The 16,073-nt window shown below is 61.0% G+C and carries 15 protein-coding genes; 6 read left to right on the top strand and 9 right to left on the bottom strand.

Going from position 1 to position 16,073, the window contains the following annotated elements:
- Positions 1-60 precede the first annotated feature (60 nt).
- Positions 61-525, bottom strand: coding sequence for a DUF2919 domain-containing protein (locus ACRAWE_RS01585; protein WP_019453856.1), 465 nt, complete (start codon positions 523-525; stop codon positions 61-63).
- A gap of 176 nt (positions 526-701) precedes the next feature.
- Between ACRAWE_RS01585 and ACRAWE_RS01580 the strand changes: the two genes are divergently transcribed.
- Positions 702-1,100, top strand: a complete 399-nt coding sequence (locus tag ACRAWE_RS01580; RefSeq protein WP_019453857.1) for a YgiW/YdeI family stress tolerance OB fold protein — start codon at positions 702-704, stop codon at positions 1,098-1,100.
- 42 nt (positions 1,101-1,142) lie between these two features.
- On the opposite strand, the gene ACRAWE_RS01575 is transcribed toward ACRAWE_RS01580, so the two are convergent.
- Entirely contained in the window at positions 1,143-1,568 is a 426-nt protein-coding gene (locus ACRAWE_RS01575) for a GNAT family acetyltransferase (RefSeq protein ID WP_004936504.1), read from the bottom strand.
- A 204-nt stretch (positions 1,569-1,772) separates the two neighbouring features.
- On the opposite strand from ACRAWE_RS01575, the gene amiA reads away from it, so the two are divergent.
- The 3 genes from amiA to ACRAWE_RS01560 all read left to right on the top strand — a co-directional run bounded on the left by amiA (position 1,773) and on the right by ACRAWE_RS01560 (position 4,095).
- Entirely contained in the window at positions 1,773-2,654 is an 882-nt protein-coding gene (gene amiA, locus ACRAWE_RS01570; protein ID WP_432524541.1) for an N-acetylmuramoyl-L-alanine amidase AmiA, read from the top strand.
- Between the two features lie 65 nt (positions 2,655-2,719).
- The gene (gene hemF / locus ACRAWE_RS01565; RefSeq protein ID WP_432524538.1) at positions 2,720-3,640 is read left to right on the top strand and encodes an oxygen-dependent coproporphyrinogen oxidase; all 921 of its coding nucleotides are present in this window, start codon (positions 2,720-2,722) and stop codon (positions 3,638-3,640) included.
- The gene (locus tag ACRAWE_RS01560; protein ID WP_004936514.1) at positions 3,640-4,095 is read left to right on the top strand and encodes a YaiI/YqxD family protein; all 456 of its coding nucleotides are present in this window, start codon (positions 3,640-3,642) and stop codon (positions 4,093-4,095) included. The genes hemF and ACRAWE_RS01560 overlap by 1 nt, the downstream gene beginning before the upstream one ends.
- A gap of 22 nt (positions 4,096-4,117) precedes the next feature.
- Here ACRAWE_RS01560 and ACRAWE_RS01555 read toward each other — a convergent pair whose 3' ends face one another.
- The 4 genes from ACRAWE_RS01555 to ACRAWE_RS01540 form a co-directional block, all read right to left on the bottom strand.
- Positions 4,118-6,358 carry a TonB-dependent receptor domain-containing protein gene (locus tag ACRAWE_RS01555; RefSeq protein WP_432524536.1) on the bottom strand — a complete coding sequence of 747 codons (2,241 nt, stop codon included), beginning with the start codon at positions 6,356-6,358 and terminating at the stop codon, positions 4,118-4,120.
- 123 nt (positions 6,359-6,481) lie between these two features.
- The gene (locus ACRAWE_RS01550) at positions 6,482-8,608 is read right to left on the bottom strand and encodes a S9 family peptidase (protein ID WP_432524533.1); all 2,127 of its coding nucleotides are present in this window, start codon (positions 8,606-8,608) and stop codon (positions 6,482-6,484) included.
- Positions 8,609-8,662: 54 nt separating this feature from the next.
- Positions 8,663-9,460, bottom strand: a complete 798-nt coding sequence (locus ACRAWE_RS01545) for a TonB family protein (protein WP_019453862.1) — start codon at positions 9,458-9,460, stop codon at positions 8,663-8,665.
- Between the two features lie 102 nt (positions 9,461-9,562).
- Complete coding sequence (locus ACRAWE_RS01540) at positions 9,563-10,402, bottom strand: ChaN family lipoprotein (protein ID WP_063919835.1); 840 nt, start codon at positions 10,400-10,402, stop codon at positions 9,563-9,565.
- Positions 10,403-10,579: 177 nt separating this feature from the next.
- On the opposite strand from ACRAWE_RS01540, the gene mmuP reads away from it, so the two are divergent.
- A complete protein-coding gene (mmuP, locus tag ACRAWE_RS01535) occupies positions 10,580-11,989 on the top strand; it encodes an S-methylmethionine permease (protein WP_015378686.1) in 1,410 nt (469 codons plus the stop codon).
- The gene (gene mmuM, locus ACRAWE_RS01530) at positions 11,979-12,917 is read left to right on the top strand and encodes a homocysteine S-methyltransferase (RefSeq protein ID WP_432524530.1); all 939 of its coding nucleotides are present in this window, start codon (positions 11,979-11,981) and stop codon (positions 12,915-12,917) included. Before mmuP ends, mmuM begins: the two co-directional genes overlap by 11 nt.
- A 9-nt stretch (positions 12,918-12,926) precedes the next feature.
- Here the strand turns inward: mmuM and ACRAWE_RS01525 are convergent, their stop codons facing one another.
- From ACRAWE_RS01525 to maeB, 3 genes are all read right to left on the bottom strand, one after another.
- A complete protein-coding gene (locus tag ACRAWE_RS01525) occupies positions 12,927-13,283 on the bottom strand; it encodes a type II toxin-antitoxin system death-on-curing family toxin (protein ID WP_019453865.1) in 357 nt (118 codons plus the stop codon).
- Complete coding sequence (locus ACRAWE_RS01520) at positions 13,280-13,489, bottom strand: type II toxin-antitoxin system Phd/YefM family antitoxin (protein ID WP_004936539.1); 210 nt, start codon at positions 13,487-13,489, stop codon at positions 13,280-13,282. Before ACRAWE_RS01520 ends, ACRAWE_RS01525 begins: the two co-directional genes overlap by 4 nt.
- Positions 13,490-13,598: 109 nt before the next feature.
- Entirely contained in the window at positions 13,599-15,878 is a 2,280-nt protein-coding gene (gene maeB, locus ACRAWE_RS01515; protein ID WP_016926766.1) for an NADP-dependent oxaloacetate-decarboxylating malate dehydrogenase, read from the bottom strand.
- Positions 15,879-16,073: the final 195 nt, after the last annotated feature.

Genomic DNA, 16,073 nt, shown 5'->3' with positions numbered 1-16,073 from the left:
ACGCCAACGGTTGCCTGCTTGGAGTGCGGAAAATGCGAAAAGTGCCGCACTTCTCGGCAATTAGTCAGCCTGCTCCGCCGGCGCGAAACAGGCTTTCAGGCGCGCATTCAGCAGCAGATAGCTCAGCGCCAGCGCGTCGAACAGCGCCAACGCCAACTCCAGCCCCGGCGCATCGCCGTCCTGGCGCCACAGGCTGAACAGCGAGCCGCCGAGCGACGCCAGCAGAGAGGCTGCCAACACCCAGCGCCAGCCGCGCCACAGCCGCGGCCATTGGTGGCGACGGCCGCTCAGCAAAAACGCCAGCGCCGCCGGCAGACCGAGCAGCATACCGTACCAAAAGCGTTGGGTATCCGGATAAAACAGCGCCAGCAAGCTTTCGCCCTGCTCGCGCGAAGCGCCGGCCATCACGAACAGCAGCCAGGTGCGCGCCTGCAGAATCAGCACGGCCCAAAACCCCAGCGGCAGCCGCAGCGTGCCGTGCTGATCGTAATCGTCCGGGGAAAAGCGGGGTGAGAATGGCTTCAACGGTCGTTCCTTGCCAACAGAATAAAAAGACTATGGCTACAGATGGGCGCCGGCGATGGGAATTTCAATGCGTCGGCTTAAGAAGCTCTTAAGATCGGCGTGTTTTAATCCTTATCACCAAGCAAGCACCCGATATCAGCGGGATGTGATTTTCGATAACGATAAGGAAGCGCAACATGAAAAAACTGACTCTGGCCGCTCTGATCGCGCTGTGCAGCGCACCGGTACTGGCGCAACAAGGCGGGTTCCTCGATCCGGCCGCGCCGCAGGCGCAAACACAGCCTGCTCCGCAGGGCGGTTTCTCCGGCCCCAGCGCGGCGCTGACCACCGTGGACAAGGTGAAATCGCTGAGCGACGACACCTGGGTGATGCTGCAGGGCAACATCGAACAGCGCATCGGCGACGAAACCTATACCTTCCGCGACGCCACCGGCACCCTGACGGTCGATATCGACCGCAAACGCTGGAACGGCCAGACCGTTACGCCGAAAGACAAGGTGCAGTTGGAAGGTAAAGTGGATAAAGACTGGAACAGCCTCGAAGTGGACGTGAAAACCGTCAAAAAGCTGCCGTAATGCGCTGCGGCGGGCGGTGCGACGCCGCCGCCCGCTGCCTGCTCAATATTCCTGATCTTCGATCAGCCGCTTGCCCAGGCTGGTGATGCCCTGGATCTCGTAGCCGAGCTTCTCGTACATCTCGACCACCGTGTCGTTGTCTTCGCGCACCATAATCTGGATCTTCGGGCAGCCACGGGCGATCAACTTCTTCTCCAGACGGTTGATCAACGCATTGGCGATGCCGCGCCCGCGATAGTCGGGATGCACCCCGAGGTAATAAGCCGATCCGCGGTGGCCGTCATAGCCGCCCATCACCGAACCGACCACTTCACCGCCAACCTCCGCCACCAGGAACAGCTCCGGGTCGTGGTTCAGCTTGCGCTCGATGTCCATTTCCGGATCGTTCCAGGGGCGCAGCAGATCGCAGCGCTCCCACAGGGTAATGACTTCTTCAAAGTCGTCTTGTCGAAATACGCGAATTTCCATCGATGTTGGCCGCTGTTAATTAAGGTGTTTATCTGATTATCGCGTGATTATTCACTTACGCAATATCAAACTGCGATTTACCGCGCTATTTGCCCAGAAATCGCCGGTAACAGGCGTAATAAATGGAAATAGTTATCGGGTCGATTAATGATTATCAATACGATATAACGTCGCAAAATAGAAACGTCGATGGAGCGTTGCGTAATGAAAAAGCAGGGTAAACCATTCCTCAATTTTAAACCGCTTGCCGTTTCCCCGACGCGACGCCAACTTTTGCTTTCCGGCCTGGCGGTGGCGCTGCTTGGCGTAAAAAGCCAAAGCGCCAAGGCGGAAGGCCTGCTGCGCAATCAGCACAGCAAACCGACGGCAAAACCGATCGGCGGCAAAAAGCTGGTGATGATCGATCCCGGCCACGGCGGCATCGATTCCGGCGCGGTCGGCCACGAAGGCTCGCAGGAAAAACACATCGTGCTGGAAATCGCCAACCACGTGCGCCGTTTTCTGCATGAGCACGACCACGTCGAAGCGCGCCTGACGCGCGAAGAAGACGAGTTCATTCCGCTGTTCCAGCGGGTGGAGATCGCCCACCAGCACCAGGCCGATCTGTTCATTTCGATTCACGCCGACGGCTTCACCAGCCCATCGGCCTCCGGCGCTTCGGTGTTCGCCCTGTCCAACCGCGGCGCCAGCAGCGCCATGGCGCGCTACCTGTCCAATCGTGAAAACGCCGCCGACGACGTGGCGGGCGGCAAGTACAAGGATCAGGACAACTACCTGCAGCAGGTGCTGTTCGATCTGGTGCAAACCGATACCATCAACAACAGCCTGACGCTCGGCCGCCACGTGCTCGGCCAGATCCGCCCGGTGCACCACCTGCACAGCGACAGCACCGAACAGGCGGCGTTCGCGGTGCTGAAATCGCCGTCCATTCCCTCAGTACTGGTAGAAACCTCGTTCATCACCAACCCGAACGAAGAGCGGCTGCTAGGCACCACCGCGTTTCGCGAGAAAATAGCCCGCGCCATCTCGGACGGCATCATCAATTTCTTCAATTACTTCGATGCCCACCAGCGCAAACCCCGCTGATGCCGCGGGCGGCGAATAAGAGTATACTCAGCGCCTTGTTCAGCCAGACGCTATAAAGACCCCGCATGAGTTTACCTAACATCGCTGAAGTAAAATCCTTCCTGCTGGCGCTGCAGGATCATATCTGCGCGCAGCTCGCCCAGGCCGACGGCGGCGCCACGTTCACCGAAGACCAATGGACGCGTGAAGAAGGCGGCGGTGGCCGCAGCCGCGTGCTGACCAACGGCGCGGTGTTCGAACAGGCGGGGGTCAACTTCTCGCACGTCTCCGGCGCCACCCTGCCGGCCTCGGCCACCGCGCACCGTCCGGAACTGGCCGGGCGCAGTTTCCAAGCGATGGGCGTCTCATTGGTGATCCACCCGCTCAGCCCCTACGTGCCCACCAGCCACGCCAACGTGCGCTTCTTCATCGCCGAAAAGCCGGGCGAAGCGCCGGTGTGGTGGTTCGGCGGCGGCTTTGACCTGACGCCGTTCTACGGTTTCGCAGAGGATGCCGTGCACTGGCACCGTACCGCAGCCGAGCTGTGCGCGCCGTTCGGCGACGAGGTTTACCCCAAATACAAACGGTGGTGCGACGATTACTTCTTCATCAAGCACCGCAACGAAGCGCGCGGCATCGGCGGCCTGTTCTACGACGATCTGAACACCCCGGACTTCGACCACTGTTTCGCCTTCACCCGTGCGGTGGGCCAGGGCTTCCTCGACGCCTATCTGCCGATCGTCGAAAAACGCAAGGCCTTGACCTGGGGCGAGCGCGAGCGCCAGTTCCAGCTGTATCGCCGCGGCCGCTACGTGGAGTTCAACCTGGTGTGGGATCGCGGCACGCTGTTCGGGCTGCAAACCGGCGGGCGCACCGAGTCCATTTTGATGTCGATGCCGCCGCTGGTGCGTTGGGAATATAACTACCACCCGGACGCCGACAGCCCGGAAGCGGCGCTGGCGCGCGATTTCCTGCCGGTGCGCGACTGGCTGCAGGAGCCGAAATGATGCAGATTTGGGTCGATGCGGACGCCTGTCCGAACGTGATCAAAGAGGTGCTGTTCCGCGCCGCCGATCGCACCGCCATCACCGTGACGCTGGTGGCGAACCAGCCATTGCGCACGCCGCCGTCGAAGTACATCCGTTCACTGCAGGTGGCGGCCGGCTTCGACGTGGCCGACAACGAGATCGTGCGCCGCTGCGAAGCGGGCGATCTGGTGATCACCGCCGATATTCCGCTGGCGGCGGAGGTGATAGAGAAAGGCGCGGTGGCGCTGAACCCGCGCGGCGAGCGCTATACGCCGGACACCATCCGCGAGCGCCTCAACATGCGCGATTTTATGGATACCCTGCGCGCCAGCGGCATTCAGACCGGCGGCCCGAACGCCCTGAACCAGCGCGACCGCCAGCAGTTCGCCAACGAGCTGGACAAATGGCTGCTGCAGGCGAAACGGGCGCAGTGACTGCGCCCTGCTCTGCTGCGGTTTAGAAGCGCACCTCCCCGCCGAAGATATAAGTCCGCCCACGGGCGGTGTTGGTCGGCGTCTCATACTGCGACTGCGACGGCAGCGAGTTCATCTTGTTCAGCGCGTCCGAATAGTCTTTGTCCATCAGGTTTTGCACGCTGAGCTTCAGCAACAGATTGCGATTCACCTGATAGGTGCCGTAGAGATCGATAATGGTCGGAATATGCGGTGCCGGCTCTTTCAGCAACTGCTCATTCTCATCGTAATCAGAGTCCGGCGACAGGCGCACCGCTTTGCCGGTGTATTTCACCACCCCGCCCAGCGTCAGTTTCTCGTCCAGCAGGCGTACCCCGCTGTCCAGCGTGAAGTAGAATTCCGGCAGTTCGCTGACATCACCCGCGCCGAACACGTTGCTGGCCTGGTTGGTCGGCTGGGAGGTATGCTCCTTGCTTAACGACAGCTTGGTGAAGGCGAAACCGGCGTCGTACAGCGCTTCGAGCTCCACCCCGCGCATTTTGACCGGTTCGGGGGCGTTGCTGTACATGGTCATGCTGACGTTGACGTCCGCGTTATCCCACTCTTCCTGCGTCGCCTGCGAACGGTTGCACTTCTGGCGGTTTTTACACACCAGGTAGGTTTGGCTGGATATGTAGTTTTTGATCCTGGTTTCGAAATAGACCGCTTTCAGTTGGAAGCTGTCCTGCTTGAATAACAGATCGTGGGCATTGGCATTGAACCCGCCCTGCCAGGTCTCCGCTTTTTCGCCCTTCAGGAACGGGTTCATCGACTGACCGCCGCTGTTGGCGAAGAACACCTCCTGGATATTCGGCCCGCGCATCGACTTGCTGTAGCTGACGAACGGCTGCAGCCACGGCGTGACCTGCGCCGACAGCATTACCGACGGGTTGAAACCCTGTTCATTGCGGGTGATATTGCTGGCGCCCTGCGGGAAGCATTCTACGCGCTCGTCACAGGCCGGCTTATAGCCGGAGAGGCGATAGGCGGTGTAGTTCAGATCGAAATTCCCCTGCCAGATGCCGTAGTTAGCTTGTAACCCGCTGTACAGGCTGGAAATATCCTGCTTGCCCGACATTCCCACCGGCATGCTTTCCGCCTGATCGTCATCCGTCACCAAACCGGAGGCCTTTTTCTTATACTCGTTGCGCACCAGCTTGCCGCCGTAGCTGAAGGCGAAATCGACGTCCTGCAGGCTGAAACGGCTGGTGTTGTTGATATCCAGCGCATCGGAGATGTTTTTCGCCGTGCTGTCGCTGAACCCCGCCATGTTGTCGGACATGAACTTTTGCTCGCCGCGGCTGGTGCTGGCGGTCAGGTTGAAATCTATCAGCTCGGAGAACGGCGCATAGTGGTATTTGAGGTAGAAATCGTCGCTGTCGATGTGGCGGCGGGTGATTTTATTCTGGTAGCTGCGCGCCGACAGTTCGATGCTGTTGAAGGCATCCGGCTTGATGTCCACTTTGAACAGCTGGGATTTCGGGTTCTGGCGGTAGGTTTTATCGACGTTGAACATCTCACTGTCGAAACCGGCGCCGTTTTTGTAGTTGGAGGTGATGGAGCTGCCGCTGATCGCCGCCATCGCCCCCAGGCTGCCGCCGTCGGCAAAGGCGGCGGTTTTGGCGCCGACGGCGATCATGCCGCTGCGGCCGATGCCGTTATTGCCCACCGAGAATTTGGTGCGCACGCCGAACGGGTTATCGGAAAACACCACGTCGTCCACGCCGATAGTGCGGAAGTTGGCGCTGCCCGCCAAGGCGTTGACGCCGTCGGAACCGGTGGCGTTGCCGCGCGCCACGTCGACGCCGACGATAAAGTTAGGATCGATCAGCGCCCCGAACTGGCTGGTGGGCAATCCCCCGTGCGCTGCGTCGCTCGGCGAGTTGCCGTAGTAGTTTTGCGTGATGCCATCGACCATGGTGTTGACCCGGCCGAAACCGCTCAGGCCGCGGATATTGACGCTGACCGATCCCTGGCCGGGATCGATCTGGGTATAGGTGCCCGGCATACTGCGCAGAATGCTGTCCACCGACTCCAGATTTTTGTTTTCGTCGCGCGAGCTGAATGCCCCCGGCCTGGCCAACGCGTCTTTTTCGCTGCTTTTGCCGCTGTCGGCGGCCGAGACGTTGAGCGGGCTGAACACCACGCTGCCTTTATTATTTTCCGCCTGTTCCTGCGCGGCCGCAGCCGGCCCGTGCAGCGCCAGTCCCGCGCCGATCAGGCTCGCTATCATTTTGATTTTCATATATCCCCAGAAATAGCCAATAAGGTTTGATGGCCGACAATGCCCAGCAAAAAGCCCGCCGAAAACGCGGTAAATAAGGTTGTTATTGTTTTATTGCGCCGCAGCAGGCCGCGGCGCTAAAGATTATTTCTGCGCCTGCCGATCCGCCGCCAGAATAAAGGCGTATTCCAGCGCGCCGTTTTCCAGCCGCGCCAGGCGGCCCGATTTGCCGCCATGGCCGGCGGTCATGTCGGTGGAGAGCAGCAGCAGTGAATCGCCCTGTTTGAAACGCCGCAGCTTCGCCACCCATTTGGCCGGCTCCCAATACTGCACCTGCGAGTCGTACAAACCGCTGGTGACCAGTAGGTTCGGATAACGCTGCTTGCGCACGTTGTCGTACGGGCTGTAGGACTTCATCAGCGCATAGGCGGCCGGCTGGTTCGGGTTGCCCCACTCCTCGTATTCGCCGGTGGTCAGTGGAATGCTGTCGTCCAGCATGGTGGTCACCACATCGACGAACGGCACCTGCGCCACCACCGCGTTGTACAGCTGCGGCGCCTGATTGATCACCGCCCCCATCAGCAAGCCGCCGGCGCTGCCGCCCATGGCGTAGATGCGCCCCGGCTGGCCGTAGCCGTCTTTGATCAACGCCTGGGTGGCATCGATTAAGTCGTTGAAACTGTTCGGTTTGTGCGTCAGCTTGCCCTGTTTGTACCAGCTCTGCCCCAGCTCGCCGCCGCCGCGCACGTGGATCAGCGCATAGACAAAGCCGCGATCCAGCAGGCTGATGCGGTTGGCGCTGAATGCCGGATCCATGCTCATGCCGTAAGCGCCGTAGCCGTAGACCAGCAGCGGGTTATGGCCGTTTTTGAACAGCGATGTGCGATACACCAGCGAGACCGGCACCTTCACGCCATCGCGCGCCGTTACCCAGATGCGCTCGCTGTGATACAGGCTGGGATCGACGCCTTTCACTTCCTGCTGCTTGAGCAGGGTACGCTCGCCCTTATTCAGATCCCACTCATAGGTGCGGGTCGGCGTGGTCATCGCCGAATAGCCGTAGCGCAACCGATCGCTGTCCGGCTCCGGGTTATAGCCCAGCCAGGCCATGTAGCTGGCGTCGTCGAACGGGATGGCGCGCTCGGTTTTACCGTCCCAGCTGATTTGCCGCAGCTGTACCAGCCCGTTGGCGCGTTCCTGCACCACCAGCCAGTCACGGAACAGGCTGAAGCTTTCCACCTCGTGCTGCGCCTGCGGCGCAATCAGCGTCTGCCAGGGTTTACCCGCCGCAGCCGTACGGTACAGGCCAAAATTCGGGTCCTGATGGTTGGAACGCAGATAGAACTCGCCGCGGTAGTGATCGAGGTAATACTCGCGGCCGTTTTGTCGGGCGGCGAACAACTGCGGCTCGCGCTGCGGCTGGCTGGCGTCGATCAGGCGCACTTCGGAAGTGGTATTGCCGCTGATGGTGAGTATCAGGTAATCGCGTGAGGATGAGCGGCCGAGGCTGAGGTAAAACGCCGGATCGTTTTCCTGGTACACCAGCTTATCTTGCGCCGTCGGCGTCCCGTACTGATGGCGGTAAACCTGATACGGCAACAGCGTTTGCGGGTGGTTGCGCACGTAGAACAGGGTTTGATTGTCGTTGGCCCACAGCATGTTGCCGGAGGTATTTTCCAGCGTTTCCGGCGACCAGCTGTCACTGCCTAATTCGCGCAGGGAAATGCGGTATTGGCGGCGGCCCTGCAGATCTTCGGCCACCGCCAGACGGCGGTTGTCCCGGCTGACGTCCATTGCCCCCAGTCGATAATAGGCCTGGCCGGCCGCGCGCTGATTGGCGTCCAGCAAGGTTTGCCACGGCGCGTCGGCGGTGAGCGCCTGGCGCTGATACAGCGCGAACTCTTTACCGGCGGCGTAGCTTTCCTGATAGCGATAGCCGTTGAGCTGATAGGGCACCGAACGATCGTCAGGATTCATGCGGCCCAGCATCTCCTGATACAGCGTGGCGCGCAGCTTCTGGTACGGCGCCATCATTTGCTCGGTGTAGCGGTTCTCCGCCTTCAGGTAGTCCAGCACCTTCTGCTCTTTTCGGCTGTCGTCGCGCAGCCAGTAATAATCGTCGATGCGCGTCTCGCCGTGGGCAGTTAGCACTTTCGGCGCGCGTTCCGCCAACGGCGGCTGCGGTTGCGCCAGCGCGGTGCCGGCGACGCCTAAAGAAAGCCAGAACGCGGCCGCAATGCGGCGGCGCGGGGTGAATAACAGCGGGTTCATAATCCCTCACGAAGTTTGAAAAGGCGGACGGCGGCGAGGCGGCGTCTGCCAGCATTAACGGCGGGCGTTCAGCTCCGCCAGATTGAAATCGATCGGCATCGTCACCCTGACGGCCCCCTGCTGCAGCATCTCCGGCGGCGGCGGCGGCAACGGCTGCGCGCGCGACACTACCGCCACCGCTTCCCGATCCAGCGACGCGGTGCCGGAACGCACCTGCAGGCTCACATTCGACACGCGCCCCTGCGCATCGACGCTGAAACTGACCTGCGGCATGCCGCTACGCCGGCGGCTGCGGGCATCCAGGGGATATTCCTTGATGCGGTTCAGCTTGCCCTTCACCAGACTCTCCCACGACAGCTTGGCCTGCGCGTTGCTGTTGGCATCGCTGTTGATCGGCGCGGCGGTTTGGTGGGAGAGCGTCTGCGCCTGCGGCGCGGCGGCGCTGGACGCGGCGGCACTGCGCGTCTCTTTGGCCTGTTCCTGCGGTTTCGGCTGCGCTTTTTGCGGGGGGCGGTGTTCGGCGCGCTTCTTCTGCGCCGTCACGATTTTCGCGTTATCGGCGCGCGCCAGCTTGGGCAGATCCGGCTGTTGCTGCTGCTCAGCGGGCTGCGCCGCGGCGGACTCCGCTTGCTGCACGCCCAACGGCAGCGGCTTGCTTTCCGGCGCTTCAATCTGCGCCGCCCAGCTCATCATCACCGCCGGCGGCGGCAGCACCACCGGTTCCAGCGCCGTCTGCGGCCAATAAAACAGCAATACCAACGCCGCGTGCGCCGCCAGGGCGAGCAGCAGGCCGCGCGCCCAGCGCGGCTGCGGCAGCTCAAAGGCCGGAAGGGAATAAGACTGACTTAACATAGGGGCATTAGCTTGCTTAATTGCGAATGATTGCAGATCACATTTACTAATGATAATCATTTGCAAATATAATTAACACCCCTTTTCACTGTCTTAACGTATTCATTTCACTGATGGTGTGATCCACAGGTAGTCCGCTGTGTTCGCATCAACCTGTACGCCCGGCTCTGCCAGCATCAGCACCGTCGAGGCCGCCGCCGGTTGCAGATCCCGCACGTGCAGCGGCACGCCCACCGATTTGGCGGCGTGATAGCCACCGGCGATCAACAGCGCGGGCGTGGGTGCCGCCAGCAAACGTTCCGCCATACGCCGATCGCGCTGCTGCTGGATCGCCAGCATCGCGTGCAGTTGGTCGGCCTCAATCTTGCCGCCGTGCGAAGTGCGGATGGTCTCTTCCAGCGCCTTGCGCACCGCCGGCTGCGCCGATAACTGCCCCGCCGGGAACTGCGGCTGCTGATAGAACGCCGTAATCTCGCTGCGATCCAGGTTGGCTGACCACAGCGGGTATGGCGCACGCATCGCCGCCATCGTCACCCCGCCATACAGTTCCCACTTCCAGCCCGGCTGCCAGGCGATCAGTTCCGCCACGCGGCCGTCACGCACTGTGGGATCGCTCTGCAGCCACTGCTTGACTTTGTCCACCTGCGCCTGCTGGTTCGGGTTGATCATCTCCATCAGCACGCTGCCCTGCGGCCGCCGCTGCGGCAGCTGCTGCACCAGCCATTGCTCAATCTGATGGTGGTAAGGATTGTCATGCTTTTCCCCGACGATCACCCGCGGCTGCTGCGCCAATCGCGTCAACAGCTGCTCAGGCGTCAGGGTCGCGCCGCTGTGCAGATCGGTGATATTACCCAGGTTGTCGATGCTGTTGGCCGGCGTTTGCACCGAGTTTTGGCTGCAGGCGCCGAGCGCCAACGCCGCCAATAAAATCAGATATCTCATCATGTTGCCCCATTATCGAAAATGGCGACATTATAGATAATAATTATCATTTGCATATAGATCCGACTTAACGATTTTTTTACGTGGCGATCGCCGGTGGCGCATTGCGTTGGAAAGGCATTGCGGGTATAACCAATAGCCATTCAGATATTTAGACGTCTATACGGATAGATTATTATGCACGCATCGGCGCCCGCCGCAGGGCAGTTCAAACGCAGCATGAAGGCCCGGCACCTGGTGATGTTGTCGCTGGGCGGTGTGATCGGTACCGGGCTGTTTTTCAACACCGGTTATATCATCTCTACCACCGGGGCGCTCGGCACCCTGCTGGCCTACCTGATCGGCGCGCTGGTGGTGTACCTGGTGATGCTGTGCCTGGGTGAGCTGTCGGTGGCGATGCCGGAAACCGGCGCTTTTCACGTCTATGCCTCGCGCTATCTGGGGCCGGCCACCGGCTATGCCGTCGCCTGGCTGTACTGGCTCACCTGGACAGTGGCGCTCGGCTCCAGTCTGACCGCCGCCGGATTCTGCATGCAGTACTGGTTCCCGCAGTCGCCGGTGTGGCTGTGGTGCCTGATCTTCTGCGCGGCCATTTTTCTGCTTAACGTGGTGACCACCCGCTTTTTCGCCGAAAGCGAATTCTGGTTTTCGCTGATCAAAGTGGTGACCATTCTGGCGTTTATCATTCTGGGTGGCGCCGCCATGTTCGGTCTGCTGCCGATGAAAGACGGCACCCCGGCGCCGTTCCTGCACAACCTGACCGCTTCCGGCTGGCTGCCGCACGGCACGCTGCCGATCCTGATGACCATGGTGGCGGTGAACTTCGCCTTCTCCGGCACGGAGCTGATCGGCATCGCCGCCGGTGAAACCGAGAACCCGGAAAAAGTCGTGCCGCTGGCGATCCGCACCACGGTGATCCGCCTGATGCTGTTCTTTATCGGCACCGTGTTCGTGCTGGCGGCGCTGATCCCAATGGATCAGGCGGGGATCGTCAAAAGCCCGTTCGTGCTGGTGTTTGAACGCATCGGCGTGCCTTACGCCGCCGATATCTTCAACTTCGTGATCCTGACCGCCATCCTGTCGGCGGCCAACTCCGGCCTGTACGCCTCCGGGCGCATGCTGTGGTCACTGGCCCACCAGCGCACCCTGCCGGCCTACTTCGCCCGCGTCAATGCACGCGGCATTCCGATCAATGCCCTGACCTTCAGCATGCTCGGCGGCGTCCTGGCGCTGCTGACCAGCGTGATCGCGCCGGATACGGTGTTTGTCGCCCTGTCGGCAATCTCCGGCTTTGCGGTGGTGGCGGTGTGGCTGAGCATCTGCGCCGCCCACTATGCTTTCCGCCGCGCCTACCTGCGCAGCGGCCAGCCGATAAGCGGCCTGAAATACCGCGCGCCCGGCTACCCATTGACGCCGATCCTCGGCTTTGCGCTGTGCCTGCTGGCCTGCATCGGACTGGCGTTCGATCCGGAGCAGCGCATTGCGCTCTACTGCGGGCTGCCGTTTGTCGCCCTGTGCTACCTCACCTATTTCCTGACCCGGCGCGCCGGGCAAAAAACCGCTTTGGGAGAACAACATGTCGGTTAACAACCCCGTCGCCCACCTGCTGGCCGAACAGCCCACGCTGATCCTGGACGGCGCGCTGGCCACCGAACTGGAAGCGCGCGGCTGCGATCTGACCGATCCGCTGTGGTCGGCCAAAGTGCTGATTGAAAATCCCGAGCTTATCTATCAGGTGCATCTCGATTATTTCAACGCCGGCGCCCAGTGCGCCATCACAGCCAGCTATCAGGCCACGCCGCAGGGCTTCTTGCGCCGCGGCCTGGATCAGGATCGGTCGCTGGCGCTGATCGCCAAAAGCGTGCAGCTGGCGCAACGCGCGCGCCGCGATTATCTGGCCGAACACCCGCAGGCCGCGCCGCTGCTGATCGCCGGTTCGGTAGGCCCATACGGTGCCTATCTGGCCGACGGATCGGAATACCGTGGCGACTATCGGCTGGCGCAGAATGACATGATCGCCTTCCACCGCCCGCGCCTCACCGCGCTGGCCGCCGCCGGCGTCGATCTGCTGGCCTGCGAAACGCTACCGTCTTTCGCTGAACTGCAGGCGCTGCTGACGCTGCTGCAGGAGTTCCCGACGCTCGGCGCCTGGTTCGCCTTCACCCTGCGCGACAGCCAACACCTCAGCGACGGCACGCCGCTGACGGAGGTCATGTCCGCGCTGCGCGGCAACCCGCAGGTGCTGGCCATCGGTATCAACTGCATCGCGCTGGACAAGGTCGCCCCGGCGTTGCGTCAGCTGAGCGCGCTGGCCGACAAACCGCTGCTGGTCTACCCGAACTCCGGGGAGCATTACGATGCAGTCAGCAAAACCTGGCACGCCTGCGGCAGCGAGCACGGCAGTCTGGTCGATCAGGCGGTAGAGTGGCGCGCGCTCGGCGCACAATTGATCGGCGGCTGTTGCCGCACTACCCCGCAGGATATCCGCGCCATCGCCGCGCGCTGCAAGAAATGAGAAAGGGGGTTATTCGGTTAACCGGCGCAGTTGCTCCGCGGCTTGTTCGACGTTGAGGCGGCCTTGAGCAGCCTCGACCGTGAGTTCAACCAGCTGCGCATCTTCACGCAGTGCAATGCCATTGATACCGAGAAATAACGCCATGCTTTGGAAGGCCGTGCGCTTATTGCCATCAAGAAAAATATGACCATGACTGATAGCAATGAGATAAAGTGCGGCCAAACGGTAAACGTCGGTGACGTTCTCATAGTGGTAAGCATTGAGCACGCGGTTGGCTACGGCCTCAACTTTACTGCCATCCTGGCGGCCGTGAGGCACAATTTCAGCATTGAATTCCGCAATATCCTCTGCGGTCAAAAAGATCATCTATTGGCCAGCGCCTTAATCGTATCCGCGTGTTTAGCCTGAATGCGCGCTTTCACCTTGGCTTTGACCAAAACCTCATAGTCGGCCTTACTGATGATGTAAACCTCATCGTGTCCGCGGCGCGTCACTTCCACCGGCTGTTTTTGCGCTTCCAAAAGCACCTCGGCAAGGTTGTTTCTGGCCGCCGTGTAGCTAATCGTAGTCATTTCCTTTACCTGTACATGTACATGTTTGACGATTATTTGTACCACGTCCGCTGGAAATAAAAAAGCCCCCGGCGCCAAGGGCGCAGGGGGCCAGTCACTCAGCCCGGCCTTACAACGGTTCGGTCTGGGCTTCCACTACCGCCAGCGCCACCATGTTGACGATGCGGCGCACCGAGGCGATCGGCGTCAGGATGTGCACCGGCTTGGCGACCCCCATCAGCACCGGCCCGACGGTCACCCCTTCCGAGCAGGAGACGCGCAGCAGGTTGTAGCTGATGCGCGCGGCTTCCATGTTCGGCATGATCAGCAGGTTGGCCGAGCCTTTCAGCGGGCTGTCCGGCATCAGATCGTGACGAATGCTTTCCACCAGCGCGGCATCGCCGTGCATTTCGCCGTCGATCTCCAGCTCCGGCGCCAGCTCATTCACCAGCTCCAGCGTTTTGCGCATCTTGCGCGCCGCCGGGCAGTCAGACGAGCCGAAGCTGGAATGAGACAGCAGCGCCACCTTCGGCTCAATGCCGAAGCGACGCACGGTCTCCGCCGCCATCAGGGTGATCTCCGCCAGCTGTTCCGGCGTCGGATCGTCGTTGACGTAGGTGTCGGCGATAAAGGTGTTGCCGCTCGGCAGCAACAACGCGTTCATCGCACCGGCGACGTGCGCGCCTTCACGGAAACCGAATACGTTCTTCACCACGTCGTAATGCTCGTGGTAGCTGCCGATGGTGCCGCAGATCATCGCATCCGCTTCGCCGCGATGCAGCATGATGGCGGCGATCAGCGTCGGGTTGCCGATCACCGCGCGCCGCGCCTGCTCTTGCGAAACGCCGCGGCGTTTCATGATCTGGTAGTACTCGCCCCAGTATTCGTTGAAGCGCGGATCCGACTCGTTGTTCACCACTTCGAAATCTTTGCCCGGCGTCAGCTGCAGGCCCAGCTTTTTCAAGCGCATCTCGATCACGCTCGGACGGCCGACCAGGATCGGGAAGGCCAGCCCCTGCGACACCAGCTCCTGCGTGGCGTGCAGCACGCGCTCTTCCTCGCCTTCCGCCAGCACCACCCGCTTCACCTCTTTGCGCGCCTGCGAGAAGATCGGTTTCATGAACAGGTTGGTTTTGTAGACGAACTCTGCCAGCTTCTCCACATAGGCGTCGAAGTCTTCGATCGGGCGCGTCGCCACGCCGGAGTCCATCGCCGCCTTGGCTACCGCCGGCGCGATCTTGACGATCAGGCGCGGATCGAACGGTTTCGGAATGATGTATTCCGGCCCGAAGGAGAGATCCTGGTCGTCATACGCAGAAGCCACCACGTCGCTCTGCTCCGCCAGCGCCAGATCGGCGATGGCATGCACGCAGGCCAGCTTCATCTCTTCGTTGATGGTGGTCGCGCCCACGTCGAGCGCGCCGCGGAAGATGAACGGGAAGCACAATACGTTGTTCACCTGGTTCGGGTAGTCGGAACGGCCGGTGCAGATGATGGCGTCCGGACGCACCGCTTTGGCCAGCGGCGGCAGAATTTCCGGTTCCGGGTTAGCCAGCGCCATGATCAGCGGATCGCGCGCCATGGTTTTCACCATATCCTGCGTCAGGACGCCCGGGCCGGAGCAACCGAGGAAGATGTCGGCGTTCGGGATGGCATCGCCCAACGTGCGCTGGCCGTTATCCTCGATGGCATAGGCGGCCTTGGTCTGCTCCATGTTGGCGTCGCGGCCTTTATAGATGACGCCCTTCGAGTCACAGACGGTGATGTTCTGTTGACGCAGCCCCAGCGCCACCAGCAGGTTCAGACAGGCGATAGACGCCGCGCCGGCACCGGACACCACCAAACGCACGTCGGAGATATTCTTCTTCACCACGCGCAGGCCGTTGAGCACCGCCGCAGTGGTGATGATCGCCGTGCCGTGCTGGTCGTCGTGGAACACCGGGATCTTCATGCGCTCACGCAGTTTCTGCTCGATGTAGAAACACTCCGGCGCCTTGATGTCTTCCAGGTTGATACCGCCGAAGGTCGGTTCCAACGCGGCGATAATGTCGATTAATTTGTCAGGGTTATGCTCATCCACTTCGATATCAAATACATCAATACCGGAAAACTTCTTGAACAAAACGCCCTTGCCTTCCATCACCGGCTTACCGGCCAACGCGCCGATATTGCCCAGCCCCAGTACCGCCGTGCCGTTGGAAATCACCGCCACCAGATTGCCGCGCGCGGTGTATTTGTACGCCGCCAGCGGATCTTCGGCGATCTCGAGGCAAGGCGCGGCGACGCCCGGCGAATAGGCCAGCGCCAGATCGCGCTGGGTCGCCAACGGTTTGGTGGGGGAAACCTGGATCTTCCCTGGGACAGGAAACTGATGGAAATCAAGGGCACTCTGTTTGAGCTGTTCGTCCATTATGGATTCCTTTGTTTTTTGCTTTTATGTTGAGGTAAGGCTTTGAGGCTGCGCCCTGCCGTGGGCCATGGCGCCCAGGTACAATGACAGGGCACAGCCTTGAAGTATAGTGAGAGAAACATCACAAACTTTGAAGCACGCCATAACCTTGGTCGAAATACCGTTTTAAAAGTAAAAAAAGAAGGCCTGCGGGAC

It is taken from the genome of Serratia sp. BFP-2025 (genome assembly GCF_050880365.1).
Classification (GTDB): domain Bacteria; phylum Pseudomonadota; class Gammaproteobacteria; order Enterobacterales; family Enterobacteriaceae; genus Serratia; species Serratia surfactantfaciens.
The sequence above is the reverse complement of the archived record's forward strand: the minus strand, read 5'-3'. Positions and strand labels throughout refer to the sequence as shown.